At 41.7% G+C, this 21,214-nt stretch carries 21 protein-coding genes; 19 read left to right on the forward strand and 2 right to left on the reverse strand.

Translation table 11 applies throughout. The features are described from left to right. The first annotated feature begins 50 nt into the window (after positions 1–50). The 17 genes from M1D84_RS07235 to M1D84_RS07315 all read left to right on the forward strand — a co-directional run bounded on the left by M1D84_RS07235 (position 51) and on the right by M1D84_RS07315 (position 16,987). On the forward strand, positions 51–2,162 hold the full coding sequence (locus M1D84_RS07235; protein WP_370880885.1) for an HD family phosphohydrolase: 2,112 nt from the start codon (positions 51–53) through the stop codon (positions 2,160–2,162). Then, positions 2,163–2,642, forward strand: coding sequence for an rRNA maturation RNase YbeY (gene ybeY, locus M1D84_RS07240; protein ID WP_024423021.1), 480 nt, complete (start codon positions 2,163–2,165; stop codon positions 2,640–2,642). It abuts the gene before it with no gap. Continuing rightward, positions 2,620–3,006, forward strand: coding sequence for a diacylglycerol kinase family protein (locus M1D84_RS07245; RefSeq protein ID WP_024423020.1), 387 nt, complete (start codon positions 2,620–2,622; stop codon positions 3,004–3,006). The genes ybeY and M1D84_RS07245 overlap by 23 nt, the downstream gene beginning before the upstream one ends. A gap of 113 nt (positions 3,007–3,119) precedes the next feature. After that, positions 3,120–3,518, forward strand: coding sequence for a cytidine deaminase (locus M1D84_RS07250; protein WP_008356263.1), 399 nt, complete (start codon positions 3,120–3,122; stop codon positions 3,516–3,518). Beyond that, positions 3,511–4,416: a GTPase Era gene (era, locus tag M1D84_RS07255; RefSeq protein WP_007501305.1), complete on the forward strand. Its 906-nt coding sequence runs from the start codon at positions 3,511–3,513 to the stop codon at positions 4,414–4,416. The genes M1D84_RS07250 and era overlap by 8 nt, the downstream gene beginning before the upstream one ends. Positions 4,417–4,564: 148 nt before the next feature. Continuing rightward, positions 4,565–4,708 (forward strand): YqzL family protein, encoded by a 144-nt coding sequence (locus M1D84_RS07260; protein ID WP_003217288.1) that lies wholly within the window; start codon positions 4,565–4,567, stop codon positions 4,706–4,708. Positions 4,709–4,743: 35 nt separating this feature from the next. Beyond that, positions 4,744–5,514 carry a DNA repair protein RecO gene (gene recO / locus M1D84_RS07265; RefSeq protein WP_332284127.1) on the forward strand — a complete coding sequence of 257 codons (771 nt, stop codon included), beginning with the start codon at positions 4,744–4,746 and terminating at the stop codon, positions 5,512–5,514. 329 nt (positions 5,515–5,843) lie between these two features. Next, on the forward strand, positions 5,844–6,731 hold the full coding sequence (gene glyQ, locus M1D84_RS07270) for a glycine--tRNA ligase subunit alpha (RefSeq protein ID WP_012010611.1): 888 nt from the start codon (positions 5,844–5,846) through the stop codon (positions 6,729–6,731). Further along, positions 6,724–8,769: a glycine--tRNA ligase subunit beta gene (glyS, locus tag M1D84_RS07275; RefSeq protein WP_024423018.1), complete on the forward strand. Its 2,046-nt coding sequence runs from the start codon at positions 6,724–6,726 to the stop codon at positions 8,767–8,769. Before glyQ ends, glyS begins: the two co-directional genes overlap by 8 nt. 167 nt (positions 8,770–8,936) lie before the next feature. Then, positions 8,937–9,575: a helix-turn-helix transcriptional regulator gene (locus M1D84_RS07280; RefSeq protein WP_024423017.1), complete on the forward strand. Its 639-nt coding sequence runs from the start codon at positions 8,937–8,939 to the stop codon at positions 9,573–9,575. 25 nt (positions 9,576–9,600) lie between these two features. Continuing rightward, entirely contained in the window at positions 9,601–10,422 is an 822-nt protein-coding gene (locus M1D84_RS07285) for a pyruvate, water dikinase regulatory protein (protein WP_008342399.1), read from the forward strand. 261 nt (positions 10,423–10,683) lie between these two features. Next, on the forward strand, positions 10,684–11,184 hold the full coding sequence (locus tag M1D84_RS07290; protein WP_024423016.1) for a YaiI/YqxD family protein: 501 nt from the start codon (positions 10,684–10,686) through the stop codon (positions 11,182–11,184). Between the two features lie 33 nt (positions 11,185–11,217). Beyond that, a complete protein-coding gene (dnaG, locus tag M1D84_RS07295; protein ID WP_024423015.1) occupies positions 11,218–13,047 on the forward strand; it encodes a DNA primase in 1,830 nt (609 codons plus the stop codon). 206 nt (positions 13,048–13,253) lie between these two features. After that, on the forward strand, positions 13,254–14,375 hold the full coding sequence (gene rpoD, locus M1D84_RS07300) for an RNA polymerase sigma factor RpoD (RefSeq protein ID WP_008342392.1): 1,122 nt from the start codon (positions 13,254–13,256) through the stop codon (positions 14,373–14,375). Between the two features lie 301 nt (positions 14,376–14,676). Continuing rightward, on the forward strand, positions 14,677–15,036 hold the full coding sequence (cccA, locus tag M1D84_RS07305) for a cytochrome c550 (protein WP_024423014.1): 360 nt from the start codon (positions 14,677–14,679) through the stop codon (positions 15,034–15,036). Between the two features lie 120 nt (positions 15,037–15,156). Then, positions 15,157–15,873, forward strand: a complete 717-nt coding sequence (locus tag M1D84_RS07310; RefSeq protein ID WP_025092952.1) for a tRNA (adenine(22)-N(1))-methyltransferase — start codon at positions 15,157–15,159, stop codon at positions 15,871–15,873. Further along, positions 15,866–16,987: a Nif3-like dinuclear metal center hexameric protein gene (locus M1D84_RS07315; protein ID WP_125586593.1), complete on the forward strand. Its 1,122-nt coding sequence runs from the start codon at positions 15,866–15,868 to the stop codon at positions 16,985–16,987. The genes M1D84_RS07310 and M1D84_RS07315 overlap by 8 nt, the downstream gene beginning before the upstream one ends. Positions 16,988–17,024: 37 nt before the next feature. Here the strand turns inward: M1D84_RS07315 and M1D84_RS07320 are convergent, their stop codons facing one another. Beyond that, the gene (locus M1D84_RS07320) at positions 17,025–17,969 is read right to left on the reverse strand and encodes a 4-hydroxy-3-methylbut-2-enyl diphosphate reductase (protein ID WP_024423011.1); all 945 of its coding nucleotides are present in this window, start codon (positions 17,967–17,969) and stop codon (positions 17,025–17,027) included. Between the two features lie 157 nt (positions 17,970–18,126). Further along, a complete protein-coding gene (gene vrrA, locus M1D84_RS07325) occupies positions 18,127–18,831 on the reverse strand; it encodes a VrrA/YqfQ family protein (RefSeq protein ID WP_024423010.1) in 705 nt (234 codons plus the stop codon). Positions 18,832–18,986: 155 nt separating this feature from the next. Here vrrA and M1D84_RS07330 point away from each other — a divergent pair, with 155 nt between their 5' ends. Continuing rightward, positions 18,987–20,306 carry a DEAD/DEAH box helicase gene (locus M1D84_RS07330; RefSeq protein ID WP_024423009.1) on the forward strand — a complete coding sequence of 440 codons (1,320 nt, stop codon included), beginning with the start codon at positions 18,987–18,989 and terminating at the stop codon, positions 20,304–20,306. Between the two features lie 9 nt (positions 20,307–20,315). Then, the gene (locus M1D84_RS07335; RefSeq protein WP_024427965.1) at positions 20,316–21,209 is read left to right on the forward strand and encodes a deoxyribonuclease IV; all 894 of its coding nucleotides are present in this window, start codon (positions 20,316–20,318) and stop codon (positions 21,207–21,209) included. The last annotated feature ends 5 nt before the right edge of the window (positions 21,210–21,214 follow it).

Raw genomic sequence — 21,214 nt, forward strand, 5'->3', positions numbered from 1 at the left:
AGGTACTTTCCTTGAGAAAGAATCAAAAAGGCAGTAAGCGCAAAAGACTGCTGTCTAAAAAAGAACCTCAGAAAATGGAGCGCTCACGTTATTTAAATGTTTTGCTGTACGCTGGTTTAGCAGCCATTTTATTCGTGGTGCTCTTCTTCCATGTAAAGCCTGAATCGCTCGACTTAGATTTATTTTCAGTGAGCGAACAGACCATCTATTCTCCGTCAACCGTTGATGATCAAGAAGCGACAGAAGAAAAGAAACAAGAAGCAACAGATCAGGTAGAAGATCAATATACGCTCAAAAAAGCGTATTCTGATAATCGCGTAGACCTCATCTCATCCCTCTTTGAAGCCATTAAAGAAGAGAAGAAAGCAGCTGATGATAAAGAGAACGCGCCATCAGATCAAGAAATGGTCAAGCGTGTCAAAGAAAAGCTCACAACAGATATGCAGGAGGCTGTTTCGGATCAATCCATCAAAGCACTGCTCCAGGCAAGTGATGAAAATCTCTCATTTACTAAGGATTCCATCATCACAGTGGTGAATTCACTGATGAGTAAAGAAATCACAGCAGCGAAATTACAAGATGAGAAAAAACAAGTCAAAACAGAGCTTAAAAACAATTCAATTCCATCAAAATACTTAAATGCAGCGACAGAAATCGGTGAATTTGCGATCATTCCAAACTATGTATTTGACCCAGTGGCAACAGAAAAGAAAAGACAGGAAGCGGCTGACAATATTCAGCCTGTGCAAATTAAGCAGGGGCAAATCTTAGTTGAAGAAGGAGAGCTCATCGACCGGGAAGTTTATCGCAAATTAGAACTGACGGGTCTGTTAAACAGCTCAAATTTATTTAAGCCTGTAAGTGGTCTTCTCATATTAATTGGACTTTTCTTAGCAGCGATTATTCATTCCCTTGAATCGAGGAAAAAATCGCTTGTCCATAAGAATAAGTCATTACTGCTTTACTCGCTTATTTTCACGATTATATTAATTATCATGGAAGTGTTCAGCCTCTTCCAGGAAACGAAGTATACGACGATAGGCTATGTCGTGCCAGTGGCACTTGGCACGATGCTGATCAAGCTGCTCATTAATGAGCGGTTAGCGATCTTCTCCGGTCTTGTATTTGCTCTTTGCGGCAGTATGATGTTTAATCAAGGAGTAACCGGCGTCTTTAACTATGTGATCTGCGCTTATTATCTTGTGAGCGGGATGGCTGGTATTTTATTTTTAAGAAAACATAATGCAAGATCAAAAATATTGCAGGCCGGGCTTTTGGTGGCTTTGGTGAATGTACTTGTGGTTTTATCTATTACACTGATCCAAAACTCTTCACCATCAGGGCTTGAAATCGGTGTGAACCTCATGATGGCGATTGTGTCAGGGTTTGCATCATCTATCTTGGTCATTGGGTTAATGCCTGTTTTTGAGAGCATGTTTGGTATTCTTTCCACAATGAAACTGATTGAATTATCCAATCCAAATCATCCGCTGCTCAAAAAGATTTTAACCGAGACACCAGGTACATATCATCATAGTGTCATGGTGGCGAATTTAGCGGATGCCGCATGTGAAGCAGTCGGCGCAAATGGTCTTTTAGCAAGGGTCGGCGCTTATTATCATGACATTGGGAAAACGAAAAGACCGCAATACTTTATCGAAAACCAAATGAACATTGATAATCCGCATGACAAGCTTTCTCCTCAGCTGAGTAAAAATATTATTATTGCCCATACGACAGATGGCGCTGATATGCTGAGAGAAAAGAAGTTTCCTGAAGAACTTGTCGACATTGCCGAACAGCATCACGGGAAGTCTCTTTTAAAGTTCTTTTACTATAAGGCGAAAGAGCGTGATGATCAGGTGACAGAAGAAGAATTCCGTTACCCTGGTCCAAAGCCGCAGTCAAAAGAAGCAGCGATTATTTCTGTGGCTGACAGCGTTGAAGCGGCGGTTCGTTCCATGCACAATCCAAATCCAGAGCGGATTGAAAAGCTTGTCAAAGGCATTATTTCAGATAAAATGCAGGACGGGCAATTTAGTGAATGTGACCTCACATTTAAAGAATTAAATATTATCAGCCAAACGATTTGTACAACATTAAAGGGGATTTTCCATTCTCGGATTGAATATCCAGATGCCCCGAAGCAGAAGGTGAAGTAAATGACATTGTTAATCGATTTAATAGATGAAACAGGACAAGTATCAAAAGAGCAGCTTGAAGAAGTGGAAAAGCTTCTTCAGTTTGCTGCAGACGAACTTGAGGTCAAGGATCAAGCGGAAGTGTCAGTGACGATCGTTTCGAATGAAGAGATTCATCAAATCAATAAAGAATACCGCGGAAAAGACGCACCAACGGATGTGATCTCCTTTGCACTTGAGGAAGAAGGAGAAGGGGAGATTGAAATCATAGGAGCGGATGATATCCCGCCTGTACTTGGTGACATTATCATTAGTGTGGATCGAACGAAAGAGCAGGCAGAGGAATATGGACATTCCTTTATGAGAGAGCTTGGATTCTTAACGATTCATGGCTTCCTCCATTTGCTCGGGTACGATCATATGACAGAGGAAGATGAAAAAGAAATGTTCGCCAAACAGACAAAAATTTTGGATGATTATGGCCTTTCGAGATCATCGTAAGAAAAGAAGGCCGCTCGCCCGTTTTTTTCGGAGTTTTTACTATGCATTTAGAGGAATATGGCGAACTTTCTTGAATGAACGGAATTTTCGATTTCACACAGTCGCAGCCATCATCGTGGTGATCTGCGGCTTTTGGTTCCGCATTGACCCATTTGAATGGCTGATCGTTCTTCTTCTTTGCGGGGGGATGTTTGCGCTTGAACTTGTCAATACAGCCATTGAACATACAGTGGATCTGATGACAGAAGAAAGACACCCGCTTGCAGAGAGAGCGAAGGACGCTGCGGCAGGCGCTGTTTGCGTTTACGCCGCAATTTCGGTTATGATTGGGTTGATCATCTTCTTACCGAAGATCATGCAATAGAACAATATTACTATTTATTAACATTTTTAGAAATGGGCGTGAAAATGTCACGTGAATTATGTAAAATATAAATGTGACAGTGGTACCATTTCTTCTGAAAGTGGGAACTAGGAATGAACAAACAAGAGTTGATTTCAGAAGCAATCAAAGCAAGAGATTTTGCATATGTACCCTATTCTAAATTCAAAGTCGGTGCAGCATTACTGTCGAATGATGGAAAAGTGTATGGCGGCTGCAACATTGAAAATGCAGCATATGGTATGTGTAATTGTGCGGAAAGAACAGCACTTTTTAAAGCCTATTCAGAAGGCATTACATCTTTTCAAATGTTAGCAGTGGTGGCTGATACAGACCGGCCTGTTTCGCCGTGCGGCGCATGCAGACAGGTCATTTCAGAGCTATGTGCACCTGATATGCCAGTGATTCTAACGAACTTAAAAGGACATATATACGAAACAACAGTAAACGAACTATTGCCAGGCGCATTTTCACCGGAGGATTTAAATGACTAACGAAAGCTTCAAATCAGGATTTGTATCAATTATTGGAAGACCAAATGTAGGGAAATCAACTTTTCTTAATCGTGTCATTGGACAAAAGATCGCCATCATGAGCGATAAGCCCCAAACGACGCGAAACAAAGTGCAAGGTGTTCTGACAACAAACACATCACAAACGATCTTTATCGATACACCGGGGATTCATAAACCTAAGCATAAGCTTGGTGATTTTATGATGAGGGTGGCTCAAAATACACTGAAGGAAGTCGACCTGATCTTGTTTATGATCAACGCACAGGAAGGCTATGGCAAAGGTGATGAATTCATCATTGAACGACTAAAGCAAACATCTACACCGGTGTTCCTAGTCGTCAATAAAATTGACCAAATTCATCCAGATGAACTGTTCCTTTTAATTGATGAATACCGCACACGTTATCCATTCAAGGAAATTGTGCCCATTTCAGCTCTTGAAGGAAACAATATCGACACGCTTCTTCAGCAGATTGAAGGTTATCTTCCAGAGGGCCCTCAATTTTATCCGGCAGATCAAGTAACAGATCATCCAGAACGGTTTATTATTTCTGAATTAATTCGTGAAAAAGTGCTGCATTTAACGAGAGAAGAGATTCCGCACAGTATTGCGGTTGCGATTGAATCGATTAAGCCAGATGAAAATGGCAAGATCCATGTCGCGGCGACCATTGTCGTAGAACGTGATTCGCAAAAAGGGATCGTCATTGGTAAACGAGGCAGCTTGTTAAAAGAAGTGGGACAAAAAGCGCGCAGAGATATTGAAGCACTTCTAGGCTCAAAAGTGTATTTAGAACTTTGGGTCAAAGTTCAGAAGGACTGGCGTAATAAATCCACTCACCTGCGTGACTTCGGATTTAGAGAAGACGAATATTAAAAAATCGCTGCATTTGTCAGCAAATCTGACAATGGTGCGGTTCGATTAGTAAAAATTGTTTATCATGAAATGGAGGTAGCCTGGTCAAGATAAAATTAATATGTTGGATGTAGCGTTGCTGCTTCTAATAAAGAAAGGTGGGGTTTTTATGTTGAATTTTACATGGAACGTATTTTCACAAACAGGAAGCGTTGACACGTATCTGCTTTTCAAAGAGTTAGAAAAGGAGAACCTGGAAAGACCCGATGTACTTGAAGAAGAAATAGCACGATTTGATTTTCCAATCTTATAATTCTTGACCCCCTCCAGCGCTCGGAGTGTAGACAAATGCTCATTAAAAGTGAAGGAATCGTCCTTAGAACAACAGATTATGGCGAAACAAACAAAATTGTCACGCTGCTCACTAGAGAACATGGAAAAATTGGTTTGATGGCCAGAGGCGCTAAAAAATCAAACAGCCGCCTGTCAGCCATAAGCCAGCCGTTTTTATACGGCACCTTTCTCATCCAATCATCAACAGGACTTGGAACGCTCCAGCAAGGCGAAATGATTGAAAGTATGCGGGCCATTCGGGAAGACTTATTTCTGACCGCATATGCCGCATATATGACGGAATTAATGGATAAAGGGACAGAAGAAAAAAAGCCAAACCCTTATTTGTTTGAGCTTCTGCTTCAATCTCTGCGTCATCTCAACGAAGGCACAGATGCTGATATTATTTTATTTATCGTAGAGGTCAAAATGTTATCAGTGATGGGGATGAAGCCTGAACTTGATCAATGTGTCCACTGTGGTCAAAAAGAAGGGCAGTTCCATTTCTCGATAAGAGATAACGGCTTCATTTGCCAAAATTGTTTTTCGAAAGATCCATATAAACTGCCCTTATCCCCCGCAGCTGCAAGGCTGCTCCGTTTGTTTCATTATTTTGATTTATCAAGGCTTGGTCAGGTTGATGTGAAACAGCAGACGAAACAAGAAATTCGTCAAGTGCTTGATCACTACTATGACGAATATTCCGGCCTCTATTTAAAATCAAAAAAATTCATGAATCAGATGGAATCCATGAAAAAGCTAATGGGTGACGAAAACAAAAGTTGACATCTCCCATGACTTTTTGTAAGATCATCTAAGATAAAATATGTTGCATTGACAGAAAGAAGTACTTACGTAAAATCCATAAAAGCGACCTTAGGGCGGTGTGAGCTAAGGATGGAGGCGTAACGAAAGGCATTCTTGAGCAACGTAAAACAAAGCGGCTGGGTGCTACGACACCAGCAAATAGGGTGGAACCGCGGGAAAAAACTCTCGTCCCTATGTTTGCAAGAACCTTGCGAGCATAGAGACGGGAGTTTTTGTGTTCTCTTACAAGGTTCTAATCCCACCCGCCATACATAGCGGTTGGTCTAGAAAAGATGGAGGTGCGATCATTGAATATTCAAGACATGATTTTGACGCTGCAAAAGCATTGGTCAAATGAAGGGTGCGTATTAATGCAGGCGTATGACACAGAAAAAGGTGCCGGAACGATGAGTCCATACACGTTCCTCAGAAGCATCGGCCCAGAGCCGTGGAAGGTAGCATATGTAGAGCCTTCAAGACGCCCGGCTGATGGCAGATATGGAGAAAACCCAAATAGATTGTATCAGCATCACCAATTTCAAGTGATCATTAAGCCATCACCTGACAATATTCAAGAGCTATATCTTGAATCATTGAAGGCACTTGGCATTGACCCGCTGAAACATGATATTCGTTTTGTGGAAGACAACTGGGAAAATCCATCTCTTGGCTGTGCAGGACTTGGCTGGGAAGTATGGCTTGATGGGATGGAAATTACGCAGTTCACGTATTTCCAACAAGTCGGCGGCTTAGAATGTAAGCCCGTTTCTGTTGAAATCACATACGGTATTGAACGTCTTGCTTCTTACATTCAGGACAAAGAAAATGTCTTCGATCTTGAATGGACAGACGGATTTACGGTCAGAGATTTATTCTTAATGGCTGAATACGAGCACTCTGTTTATACATTTGAAACATCTAATACTGACATGCTGTTCGAGCTATTTACAACCTATGAGAAAGAAGCACATAGCCAAATGGACAAAGGGCTTGTTCACCCGGCATATGATTATGTCCTCAAATGCTCTCATACGTTTAACCTGCTCGATGCAAAGGGCGCTATTTCTGTGACTGAGCGAACTGGCTATATCGGAAGAGTGCGTCAGTTAGCAAGAAAAGTAGCCAAAACCTATTATGAAGAACGCGAAAAACTGGGATTCCCTATGCTAAAAGAGGAGGCGGCTTCTCATGAATAAACAAGATGTATTACTTGAAATCGGCTTAGAAGAGATGCCGGCTCGTTTCATGCCAGAGAGTACAAAACAGCTGGGTGAGAAAGTAAAAGCATGGTTTGAAACGCAAAATATTTCATTTGAAGAGACTGCTTTATTCAACTCACCAAGACGTCTTGCTGTACTTGTGAAAGGTGTCGCAGAAAAACAAGAAGACATCAAAGAAGAAGCAAAAGGTCCGGCTAAAAAAATTGCCCAAGATGCTGAAGGCAATTGGACAAAAGCAGCTGAAGGCTTTGCCAGAGGACAAGGTGCTTCAACAGATGATCTCTATTTCAAAGAGATCAAAGGAGTGGATTATGTCCATGTCCAAAAATTTCAAGAAGGAAAGCAAGTCAAAGACCTTCTGCCAGCGTTAGGTGAAATCGCTGCTTCATTAAGCTTTCCAAAGAACATGAGATGGGGAAGCGAGGATTTACGCTATATCCGTCCGATTAAATGGATTGTTTGTTTATTTGGAAAAGAGATTGTACCTGTTGAAATTGCTGGGGTGAAAAGCGGCCGTGAGACTAGAGGACACCGTTTCCTTGGAACGACAGCCAGCATTGACACACCTGCTTCCTATGAACAAACATTGCGCGATCAATTTGTGATTGCAGACTCAGAGAAAAGAAAACAATTCATTACTGAACAGCTAGATGCGCTATCTACAGAAAAAGGCTGGGTCATTCCTGTTGATCCTGAACTTTTAGAAGAAGTGAACGATCTTGTAGAATATCCAACTGTGCTGTCTGGTTCCTTTGAAGAAGAGTTTCTTGCATTGCCGGAAGAAGTATTGGTGACGACAATGAAAGAGCATCAGCGCTACTTCCCTGTGAAAAATGAGCAAGGGGAATTATTACCGCACTTTATTACAGTCAGAAATGGAAACAGTGAGGCGCTGGAAAATGTCGCAAGAGGGAATGAAAAAGTACTTCGTGCGCGTTTATCAGATGCTGCATTCTTCTATAAAGAAGACGAAAAACTAGTGATTGAAGACAATATTAAAAAGCTTGATAAAGTGGTATTCCATGAGAAACTTGGAACAATCGGCGACAAGCTGAAGAGAGTGACAGACATTGCAACTCGTCTAGCGGCGCATGTCGGAGCAGATGACGAAACCACTAAACGTGTGGCGAGAGCAGCAAGTATTTCGAAGTTTGACCTTGTGACTCAAATGGTCTATGAATTCCCAGAATTACAAGGAATCATGGGTGAGAAATATGCAAGAGCTCTTGGTGAACATGAAGAAGTAGCAAGAAGCATCAACGAGCACTATATGCCGCGCTTTGCTGGTGACGAGGCGCCATCCACTTTGATTGGTGCGATTGTGGCAGTAGCAGATAAGCTTGATTCTATTTGTTCATTCTTCTCAATTGATGTGATCCCAACGGGTTCTCAAGACCCTTATGGTCTTAGAAGACAAGCGAGCGGTATCGTTCAAATCCTGCTCGACCGTCATTGGAATATTTCATTTAAAGAGCTGTTAGCACTTGCTCAAGTAAAGGCAGAACATGAAGCTGCTCTGATTGAATTTTTAACGCATCGTTTAAAATATGTTCTTCAAGCAGAGCATATCCGCCATGATGTTGTTGATGCAGTGCTGGATGTTGAAAATATTGAGCCATATGCAGTCGTCAAAAAAGCAGCTGTTCTTGAAGAGAGTGTGAAACAAGAAAGCTTCAAAGAAACGGCTGAAGCATTGGGTCGCGTCATTTCAATCAGTAAAAAAGGGGAAGACGCAGAGATTCAGCCTGAACTGTTTGAAAATGAACATGAGCAAAAGCTGTTTGAGGCGTATCAGCAAGTAGAGAAAGCTGTAAAGGAACATGTAGCAGCAGGGCAATACAGCTTGGCACTTGAGGCGCTTGATACGTTAAAAACACCGATTGTTCATTATTTCGATCATACAATGGTTCATGCGGATGATGAAAAACTGAAGCGAAATCGTTTGGCACAAATGGTCAAACTAGCCAAAGTCATTCAATCATTTGCGAATATGAACAATTTAATTGTAAAATAAATACCTAAGAACGGTTGCCTTTTCCGAAGGGCAATCGTTTTTTACTCATTTAATTCACGGTTTTTGAGTGGATTTTTGTTTCATTCGGACAAAGATGCGCTATAATATGATGAGTTATGAAAATGATATACATAAAATAAAGATTTCGCTCTCTCTATTTAAAGGTGGTGAGTACAATCGAGTTAAATAAACGGCAAGAGCAGATTTTACAGATTGTCAAAGAGAATGGTCCGATCACTGGAGAGCATATCGCCGATCGGCTGAACTTAACAAGGGCGACCCTCAGACCGGATTTAGCCATTTTAACAATGTCAGGCTTTTTAGAAGCAAGACCAAGGGTCGGCTACTTTTTCACAGGAAAAACAGGCACGCAGCTTCTCGCAGATAAGCTGAAAAAACTTCAAGTGAAAGACTTTCAATCCATTCCAGTGGTGATACATGAGAATGTTTCGGTTTATGATGCGATTTGTACGATGTTTTTAGAGGATGTGGGCACATTATTCGTTGTGGACGATCACTCTATTTTAACAGGCGTGTTATCAAGAAAAGACCTCCTTCGTGCAAGTATAGGGAAACAGGAGCTTCCATCTATCCCTGTCCATATTATTATGACAAGAATGCCGAACATCACCGTTTGCCGTAAGGAAGATTTCATTATGGATGTGGCGAAGCACTTGATTGAAAAGCAAATAGATGCACTTCCTGTGATAAAAGATACGGATAAAGGTTTTGAAGTGGTCGGAAGAATTACGAAAACAAACATGACGAAAATACTTGTCAGCTTATCGGAGAACGAAATAATCTAATGACAGAAGACTGCGAGGGGATGTTATGAGTAATCGCGTAATTTTTGTGGTATCAGATTCAGTTGGAGAAACGGCAGAGCTCGTGGTCAAAGCGGCACTTAGCCAATTTGATGGCGGCTCATCAGACCATTCAAATATTAGAAGAATCCCGTATGTAGAGGATGTTGGTACGATTAAAGAAGTCATTTCACTGGCGAAAGCAGATAATGGGATCGTCTGCTTTACTCTTGTTGTGCCAGAAATGCGCCAATTCTTAATCGAGGAAGCAGAAGCAAACGGTGTCGTTTATTATGACATCATCGGTCCGCTCATTGATAAAATGGAGACGGCATATGGAAATGAAGCGAAACATGAGCCGGGTCGTGTACGTCAATTAGATGAGGACTATTTTAAAAAGGTAGAAGCCATTGAGTTCGCTGTGAAATACGATGACGGCAGAGACCCTAGAGGTATTCTAAAGGCTGATATTGTACTCATTGGTGTATCACGCACGTCTAAGACACCATTATCTCAATATTTGGCACATAAACGGCTGAAGGTAGCGAACGTTCCAATTGTACCTGAAGTTGATCCGCCAGAAGAGTTATTTTCAGTTGATCCGAAGAAATGTATCGGTTTGAAAATTAGTCCAGACAAACTAAATCATATTCGCAAAGAGCGTTTAAAATCTCTTGGTTTAAATGATCGCGCTATTTATGCGAACATTGAGCGGATTAAAGAGGAACTAGAGTATTTTGAAAAAGTGGTTGACCGCATTAACTGTCAAGTCGTTGATGTATCGAATAAAGCAGTTGAGGAAACGGCAAATGTCATTCATCAAATGCTGACCAAAAGAGGTTCCGAATAAACTCAGGATGCTCCTCCTGGGTTTTTCCTATGGCGGGAAACGGGTAAACAAAAACAATGGCATATTTGCTGCATTTGTATTATAATAAAAAATTGTGATAAAATGATTGATTTTAGGTTTAAGTTAAGTCAAGAACGAATAAACTAATATTGGCAGAAGTCAAGTGATTCTGAACATAACTTTTCGACAAAATGAGTTTTACTGTTGATTGCTTTATAGGGGAAAAGTATGGTCTTTTTGCTTCTCTAAAGCAGGAATAAGGTGGAGGGATGGAGAATTAGTCACCTGAATGAACGTAAAAAAGAGAGGACGATTTATGTCGATGCAGATGCTTGTCCTGTAAAAGACGAAATCCTTTCTGTCGCATCTCAATTTCAAGTACCAGTGACGTTCATTGCTTCATATGAGCATTTTCAAACCAAAAGATCTCCACTTGAAGATTGGCGGTTTGTAGATACACATAAGGAAGCAGCGGATTTAGTCATTGCAAACTCAGCTGCCGCACATGATATTGTCGTCACCCAAGATATTGGTCTTGCCTCCTTACTGCTTCCGAGACAGGTCATTGTTCTGTCTGAAAGAGGACGAATGTACACAAACGAAACAATTGATTTTGATTTGGAACGCAGGCATGTTTCCAGCAAACAGCGAAGAAAAGGTGTATACGGAAAAGGTCCCAAAAAGCTTTTAGAAGAGGATAAGAAGCGATTTATGGCGCAACTACAAAAAATCCTGTCGAATCATGAAGGATTTTTAAATTAAAAGGCGAATAATGTACGACGGAGTGTTATTAGGATGAGCAAACGTATACCAGATGAACTTTTGGAGCAGATCCAAAAAAACGCAGACATTGTCGAAGTGATTGGAGAATACGTACAGCTTAGAAAGCAAGGTCGAAATTACTTCGGTCTTTGTCCATTCCATGGTGAAAATACTCCTTCATTCTCTGTTTCAGCAGATAAGCAAATCTTCCATTGTTTTGGCTGTGGTGCAGGAGGCAATGTGTTTTCGTTCCTCAGACAAATGGAAGGCTACTCATTTATTGAAGCCGTTTCACATGTGGCTGATAAGTACCATATTGATCTGCCTGATCAGGTGGCGAATGCTCAGATGAGTTCCTCTCAGCAAGAGGACACTGCAGATCATAAAATGATTGAGGCCCATGAGCTTCTTAAGAAATTTTACCACCATTTGCTGGTAAATACAAAGGAAGGTCAAAACGCACTCGATTATTTACGGTCCAGAGGCTTTACGGATGAAACAATTGCCAAGTTTGAGATCGGGTATGCTCTTGATTCTTGGGATTTCGTGACCAAGTTTTTAGAAAAACGAGGATTTGATCCTGTGATGATGGAGAAGGCTGGTCTTTTGATTCAACGTGAAAACGGCACAGGCTTTTTTGACCGCTTTAGAGATCGTGTCATGTTTCCTATTCATGATCATCATGGAACGGTCATCGCTTTTTCCGGAAGATCGCTTGGTGATCAGCAGCCTAAATATATGAATAGTCCTGAAACGCCGCTTTTTCATAAAAGTAAGCTGCTTTATCACTTTCATGACGCACGTATGCATATTCGCAAACGCGAACGGGCGGTTCTTTTTGAAGGATTTGCAGACGTCATCTCAGCTGTTACATCAGGTGTCGGTGAAAGTGTTGCAACAATGGGTACGTCTCTTACAGAAGAGCACGTAAAGCTTCTCAGGCGGAACGTAGAAGAGATCATCCTTTGCTATGACTCTGATACGGCCGGATACGAAGCGACCATGAAAGCATCAGATTTGCTTGGAAAAAGAGGATGTAAAGTTCGCGTTGCCATGATACCAGATGGACTTGATCCAGATGATTACATTCGTAAATATGGCGGCGAGAAATTTAGGAATGACATCATAGATGCAAGTGTGACATTAATGACGTTTAAGATGAATTTTTTCCGAAGAGGAAAAAACTTATCAGACGAAGGAGACCGTCTTACTTATATGAAGCAGGTTCTCCGAGAAATCAGCCGGTTAAACGGCTCTTTGGAGCAAGAGATTTACATGAAACAGCTTGCTGGGGAGTTTTCGATCTCACTTGATTCATTAAAAGAACAACTGGAGCTGTTTGAAAAACAGCAGCGGCAAGAAACCAAAAGCACGCAGGAAGAAAACGGGCTTGAAAAACGGCGTGCACATCTGTCAACACAAGTGAGAAGAAAGCGTCTGCGGCCGGCATATGAAAATGCAGAGCGAATGCTGCTTGCTCATATGTTAAAAAGCGATGACGTGATCCGCAAAGTACTTGACAGAATCGGGATTGAATTTAATATAGATTCGCACAGGGCGCTGGCAACGTACATTTATGCCTTGTATGAAGAAGGCAAAGAACCAACGCCGCAGCACCTGATGAACCGGATAGAAGATGATGTCATGAATCAGCTGTTGACGGATATATTGATGATTCAAGTCGGAGACGAACTCAGTGAAGCTGAATTAAGTGATTATGTAAAAAAAGTGTTGAATCATCGGAATTTGTCAATGATAAAGGAAAAAGAACTAGAACGTGCAGAAGCGGAGAGGCAAAAAGATTTCTTCAAAGCGGCAACACTTGCAAAAGAAATTATTCAGTTGAACCGTTCGCTGAAGTAATACGTCTATTATTAATGACAGGACTTACGGCTGGCAATGAATCCTTTACGGGAGGAGCATAAGACCGCAAGCATCTTGCCTTCATCATTATTTATTTTATTTCCTATTTGCTTCGTCAGCTGTTTGATAGAGAGAGAAAAGCAGGACGGAAGTAAATCGCAAGTTACTTTAGAATTCGTTGCAAGCTTTGGAAGGAGGGATCCATAATGGCTGATAAACAAGCCCACGAAACCGAAACTGAATTAACCTTTGAACAGGTGAGAGATAAGCTCACTGAAACGGGTAAAAAACGGGGCGTTTTAACATACGAAGAAATTGCAGAGCGTATGTCTAGCTTTGAAATTGAATCAGACCAAATGGATGAATACTATGAATACTTAGGCGAACAAGGTGTAGAGCTCATTAGTGAAAACGAAGAGACAGAAGACCCAAATGTTCAGCAGCTGGCTAAAGCAGAAGAAGAATTTGACCTGAATGATTTAAGCGTACCACCAGGTGTCAAAATCAATGATCCTGTTCGTATGTACTTAAAAGAAATCGGACGCGTCAATTTGTTATCTGCTAAAGAAGAAATTACGTATGCTCAAAAGATCGAAGAGGGCGATGAGGAATCAAAAAGAAGATTAGCGGAAGCGAACCTTCGTCTCGTTGTCAGCATTGCGAAACGCTATGTCGGTCGTGGTATGCTGTTCCTTGACTTGATTCAAGAAGGAAACATGGGTCTGATGAAGGCGGTTGAGAAGTTTGATTACCGCAAAGGATATAAATTCTCAACATATGCGACTTGGTGGATTAGACAGGCGATCACACGTGCGATTGCCGATCAGGCGAGAACAATCCGGATCCCGGTTCATATGGTGGAAACGATTAATAAATTGATCCGTGTTCAAAGACAGCTTCTGCAAGACCTAGGCAGAGAACCAACGCCTGAGGAAATTGCTGAAGACATGGATTTAACTCCAGAAAAGGTAAGAGAGATTCTTAAAATTGCGCAAGAGCCTGTATCTTTAGAAACACCTATTGGTGAAGAAGATGACTCGCATCTTGGTGATTTTATCGAAGACCAAGAGGCGACATCTCCATCTGACCACGCTGCGTACGAACTCTTAAAAGAGCAGCTTGAAGATGTATTAGACACGCTGACGGACCGTGAAGAAAATGTGCTAAGACTACGTTTCGGACTAGACGACGGAAGAACTCGCACGTTAGAAGAGGTTGGAAAGGTGTTCGGCGTAACAAGAGAGCGTATCAGACAAATTGAAGCGAAAGCTCTTCGTAAATTAAGACACCCAAGCAGAAGTAAACGATTAAAAGACTTCTTAGAGTAGAAACCGGACGGATCTTGAAAGAGATCCGTTCTTTCTTATCAAAAATGAAAACGCTTTTTTCAATCTGATTATATTTTACTGAATAACAAATGAATTTGCAACGTTCTTAGAAAAAAGATGTATAAAAAATACATCTAAATATGCTGAAGACTTCATTTCTCATCTAGAATCATTTTTGTCTAATCTGTGAACTTGACCAAAGTTTTGTATCATAATTCGTTTACTTTTTGTAAAATTAAAGTAGAATTAGAATTGTTTGCATAGTCTCAAAGGGGTTTTCACAAAGGGGAGGATGAAAGAAATGAAACGGAATCCACTTATACCATTTTTATTGATTGCCATTTTAGGTATTGGACTCACTTTTTTCTTATCAATGAAGGGGCTGAAAGATGAAGAAAAAATTGCCTCTGGGGGCAAAGAGCAAAAGCAAGAAGAGACAGCAAATGCAACGCCGGAAGAATTGTATAAGCAGAACTGCATAAGCTGTCACGGGGAAAACTATGAAGGCGGCGCAGGTCCTGCATTAAAAGGTGTTGGAGACAAGCTTGAAGTAGCTGACATCAAGAAGAAAATTCAAGAAGGCGGCAACGGGATGCCAGGCGGGTTGATTCCAAATGAAAAGCTCGATGAAATGGCGGAATGGGTGTCTAAAATTAAATAATCTTATACAAAAAGCTCTTTTTCAAAAGAAGAGCTTTTTTCATTTGAAAACGACTTTTAAAAAGTCCATAATTTATATAAGATAGACAAGTATGAACATTAAAGAAAAGTAGTGATACGTATGAATGAAATGAATTTATCGAAACGATTAAAAAAAGTCGCGGACTTTTTACCAGATGAGGCAGTCTTCGCTGATATCGGCTCAGACCATGCCTATTTGCCATGCTATGCGATTTTGCATCAAAAAGCAGTGAAAGCCATTGCTGGTGAAATTACTGATGGACCGCTTCAATCGGCGCAGCAGCAAGTACATAGACTTGAATTAGATGAACAGATATCGGTCAGAAAAGGAAATGGCCTTGAAGTCATTGAAAAAGGCGAAGTGAATGCAGTGACGATTGCAGGTATGGGTGGGGCACTCATCGCAAGCATTCTAAATGAAGGAAGACATAAGCTCGCCGGCCATGAGCGGCTCATTCTTCAGCCGAATATCCATGCCCACCATATTCGTTTATGGCTTTATCAAGAGGGGTATGAATTGATAGATGAAGTCATTTTAGAAGAGGACGGCAAAATATACGAAATCATCATCGCTGAAAAAGGCGATAAAGATAAAGCCTATAAAGGAATGTCACTTGAAGCAGGCATGCTGGTTGGTCCGTTTCTTGCGAAAGAGCAAAATGACGTTTTCCAGCGCAAGTGGATGCAAGAGCTTCAGCATATGGAGAAGATAGAAAGTCAAATTCAGCAGGCAGCGCGGACAGAAGAAAATAAAGAACGCCTTGAAGAGCTGAATGCGAAAATAAAGATGCTAAAGGAGGTTTTGACTGTTGGCTAAAACAGTAAACGGGCATGAAATCATCCAATTGTTTGAACAATTTTCACCAAAGGTATACGCCATGGAAGGGGATAAAATTGGTCTTCAGATTGGGACTTTAAATAAAAAAGTAACCAATGTGATGATCACCTTGGATGTATTAGAGAATGTAGTAGATGAGGCGATCGAGCGAAAAGTGGATCTTATTATTGCTCACCATCCGCCGATTTTTCGACCATTAAAACATGTAGCGACGGATCAGCCGGCTGGACGGATCATTGAAAAATGCATCAAACATGATATTGCGGTATATGTGGCACATACGAATTTAGACGTAGCTGATGGCGGAGTCAACGACCTGCTTGCTGAGGCCTTAGAGCTCGAAGAAACAAGAGTGTTAGTGCCGACATATGAAGATCCGATCAAACAGCTTGCTCTGTATGTCCCAGAGGAATTTGAAGAGGCCATCCGGACAGCTTTAGGAAATGCGGGCGCCGGCCATATCGGCAACTACAGCCATTGTGCGTTTTCAAATGAAGGGACAGGCAGCTTTCTGCCATCAGAAGAAGCTGAGCCGTTTATTGGTGAGTCGGGTCAATTAGAATTTGTGAAAGAAGTGCGGATTGAAACCATTTTCCCAGCAAGTATAGAAAAACAAGTGATTCGCGAAATGATCAAAGCACATCCTTATGAAGAAGTCGCCTATAGTGTACACACGACAGACCTTCCTCCTATTCAAAAAGGTCTTGGCCGTATTGGAGAGCTAAATGAGCCAATGACACTAAGAGATTTCACGCAATTTGTGAAAACGAAGCTAGATGTGAATGGTGCTCGTTTTGTAGGAGACCAAAACGCTGTTGTGAAAAAAGTGGCGGTGCTTGGCGGAGACGGAAATAAATATATCCATCAAGCGAAAAGAATGGGTGCAGATGTGTATGTGACAGGAGACCTTTATTTCCATGTGGCGCACGATGCCATGATGCTAGGGCTGAACGTTGTGGACCCAGGACATTATGCTGAAAAGATTATGAAAGAGGGCGTAAAGGCGAAGCTTCAATCGCTATGTGCGGATAAAAAATATGACGTACAGCTCTTTGTTTCTGAATCAAACACAAACCCATTTCAATTTATGTAAACAAAAAACGTCAGAGCATATCCGCTCTGACGTTTTCTTATTTCTTTGTTTTGACGCGAGGTAAAATTTTAGAAAGAGGGACGGTTCGTTCAATCTTCCAAGTTGTTTCATCATCTGGTTCATAGTTTTCTAAGAAACGAATGACTTCCTTTGTAATAGGTGTTGGTGTTGAAGCACCAGCAGTAACGGCAACGGTTTTGACGCCCTGCAGCCATTCCAGCTTGAGTTCACTTAAGTCGCCAATACGGTAAGCCTGCGTTCCGGCAATCTCCATTGACACTTGTGCGAGACGGTTAGAGTTATTACTTTTTGGATCGCCGACAACAATGGTTAAATCGGCTTGGCCAGCTTGCTGCGATACAGCTTCCTGACGCACCTGTGTCGCAAGGCAAATTTCTTGATGATACTCGACGTGAGGGTATTTCTCTTTAATCAGCTCCATCAGGTCGTGGACATCCCATTGAGACATCGTCGTTTGGTTCGTGATGAGCAGTTTTTCTGATGTTAAATCGAGTGCCTCAATGTCAGCTTCTGTTTCGACAAGATGTACCTTGTCAGGGGCTACTCCGACAGCTCCTTCTGGCTCAGGATGACCCTTTTTCCCAATATAAATAATGTCATAGCCATCGGCTGTTTTCTCTGAAATGAGTTCGTGTGTTTTCGTTACATCGGGACAGGTCGCATCAATGGCGACAAGGCCTTTTTCTTCTGCGATTTGACGGACCTCAGGAGAAACGCCATGAGCTGTGAAAATGACTGTTCCACTTTCAACCTGCTTTAAAATGTCTAAGCGGTTTGGTCCGTCCAGTGTATAAATACCATCTTCTTCGAAGGCATCAGTGACATGTTTGTTGTGCACAATCATACCTAATATATAAATTGGGCGTGGCAAGTTCTTATCAAGTGCGGCATTTTTAGCAATGACCATTGCATCTACAACGCCATAGCAATAGCCACGCGGCGATATTTTAATTACATTCATTTATTCGTCCTCCTGTAGGGAAGTGCTGCTAGAGAAGAACAATATAAAAAGCCGTAAAAAACGGCTTTTTATCATTCTCTTGCTTCCATTATAGCCAAAGTAAGCGTATATATCAAAGATTGTTATACGCAGTGAACACTTCGCCGTTAAAAGATCACTAGACATATAGTTTTGGAACAGAGCTGCCAGATCTTTTTTTCGGTTTTGCTTCAGGAGCAGGTGATGTGTGAGGTGCTGTTTTTTTGACGAGGATGTCTTCTGGTTCTTTATTTTTTTCTATTTCGTCAGTTTGTGCTTCTTCCTCGTGCACTTCTGTTTCCGCGCTAGTCTCCGTTGATTCTGCATCAGCATCATTTGCACTTTCTTCATCATCATCCGCACTGCCAAGCTGGCTGTACAGTTTAATCATCGCCGGCAAATTTCTCACTAAAGGACCGTATTGCTGAATCATTGGCGTAAATTGCTGCGCCATCCCGAGCACTTTTTGAACATTTCCTAACATGCTTGAGAGGGTCGCAGGATTTGTGAAGCTCTGGATTCCTTGTAATCCCGCACCACCTCCAGAGACTCCAGCTCCTCCTGCGCCAGGAAGAAATTTAGAGAGCATGCCTTTAATTCCTGCGCCGCCGCCTAGTGCACGGCTCTCACCTCCTGGAATTCCGCCCATCCCGGGTAAACCGCCTCCCTGTACAGATGGGGAGCGAGGCATCATTTGCTGAAATGGATTGCCTTGCCCTTGAAAAGGCTGCTGGATAGGAGGCTGCTGCCCTCTTTGAAACATTCTGGGCTGTCCGCCATTTCCAAGGTGCCGGCGTGAGGGACGGCGCGGCTGAAAATCGCCCATAGGCCTTTGCCCTAACATACTTGTACCTCCCTTACTGCATTCTCTTTCTCTTCATAGGTTATGCAAGGAAGCACCAATTGGTTTCCTGTAGGAAAAGCGGACATGGTTTTTTTACTGAAAATCAGCTATAATGAGGAGATGAGCAAAAAGGCATTGCCTTAAGGAGTGAAAACATGAAAGAAACGAAATTTACGACATATGAATTAAAGCCTTTTATTATAGATGCTATTCATGAACTAGGCTTTTATGAGCCGACTGATATTCAAAAAAGAATCATCCCTGCTGTTTTAAAAGGAGAAAGCGTGATTGGCCAGTCACAAACCGGAACAGGAAAAACTCATGCCTACTTACTGCCGCTGATTCATTCAATTGATCCAAGCAAAGAACAGGTACAAGTGGTGATTACTGCACCTACAAGAGAATTAGCCAATCAAATTTTCAAAGAAGCTCAAACGATTTTAAAGAATGCTTCTCCAGAAGAAGAGATCAAAGCAAAGCTTTACATTGGCGGAACGGACAAGCAGAAATCAATTCAAAAGCTAAAAAACCAGCCGCATTTGGTTGTCGGTACACCTGGACGTATTGCTGACCTCATTCATGAGCAGGCGCTGAATGTTTACAAAGCGACCTCTCTTGTTATTGATGAGGCTGATTTAATGCTGGATATGGGATTTTTAGAAGATGTGGACCGTATCGGTGCACAAATGCCAGAACAGCTGCAAATGCTTGTGTTCTCTGCAACCATCCCAGAAAAACTAAAGCCTTTCCTGAAAAAATATATGGACAATCCAAAGTATGCACATGTTGAACCAAGACGGATTACAGCTGAAAACATTCAGCATATTTTAGTTCCGTCTAAACAGCGTGATAAATTAAAATTGCTCCATGAAATGGTGACGAATGTACAGCCATATTTAGGGATCATTTTTGCCAATACAAAAACAACTGTTGATGAAATCGCATCGTTCCTACAAGAAAAAGGAATGAAAATCGGTGTGCTCCATGGCGGATTGACGCCGCGCGAACGTAAAAAAGTCATGAAACAAATTGAAGATTTGGAGTTCACTTATATTGTGGCATCTGATCTTGCAGCTCGCGGGATTGACATTAAAGGCGTCAGCCACGTGATTAACTATGAACTTCCATCTGATCTTGATTTTTATGTGCACCGCGTTGGAAGAACAGCTCGTGCGGGTTCATCTGGAATTGCCATGACCATTTATGAGCTGGCTGATGAGGATGCACTCATTCAAATTGAGAAAATGGGCGTTGTGTTTGAAAACAAAACCATTGTTCATGGCGAATGGCGAGATGCAGATGACCGTCTGAAGCGTCAAAGACGTAAAAAAGCCCCAAATGAAATTGAAGAAAAAGCAAAACGTCTTGTGAGAAAACCGAAAGCCGTCAAACCTGGATATAAAAAGAAAATGACACGTGAGATGGATAAAATCAAAAGACAGGAACGTAGAAAGTCAAAGCGTAATGGAAAGTAGGGGGAAACATTGTTAAAGATTGGTTCACATGTATCCATGAGCGGAAAACATATGCTTCTTGCAGCGAGTGAGGAAGCTGCCTCTTATGGTTCGAATACGTTTATGATTTATACAGGTGCACCGCAAAATACGCGCCGTAAAAAAATTGAAGACCTCAATATTGAAGCTGGACAAGCGCATATGAAAGAGCATGGCATGACGGATATCGTCGTGCATGCTCCGTATATTATCAATATTGGAAATACAGTGAATCCAGCGACATTTGAGCTTGGTGTAGACTTCCTTCGCTCTGAGATTGAGCGTACGGAAGCGCTGGGAGCAAGACAAATTGTTCTCCACCCGGGTGCGCATGTCGGAGCAGGAGCAGAGGCAGGGATTCAAAAAATCATTGAAGGTTTAAACGAAGTCATTGTGAAAGGTCAAGAGGTTCAAATTGCACTTGAAACAATGGCGGGAAAAGGATCAGAGTGCGGAAGAAGCTTTGAAGAGCTTGCCCAAATTATCGACGGAGTGACACATAACGAAGCTCTTTCTGTCTGCTTTGATACGTGTCACACGCACGATGCTGGTTATCCGATTGTGAGTGACTTTGATGGTGTGTTAGAAGAATTTGATCGAATTGTTGGTATTGACCGAATCAAAGTTCTTCACATTAATGACAGTAAAAACGTGCAAGGCGCAAGAAAAGACCGACATGAAAATATCGGTTTTGGTGAAATTGGTTTCGATGCACTGAGCTATATTGTGCATCATCCGCAGCTTCAAGATGTGCCGAAAATTCTAGAAACGCCTTATGTAGGTGAAGATAAAAAGAACAAAAAACCACCTTACAAATTCGAAATTGCCATGCTGAAAGAAAAGCAATTTGATGAAGGCTTACTAGATAAAATTACGGGTCAGTAAAAAAG

This window comes from Bacillus sp. PK5-006 (assembly GCF_054161415.1).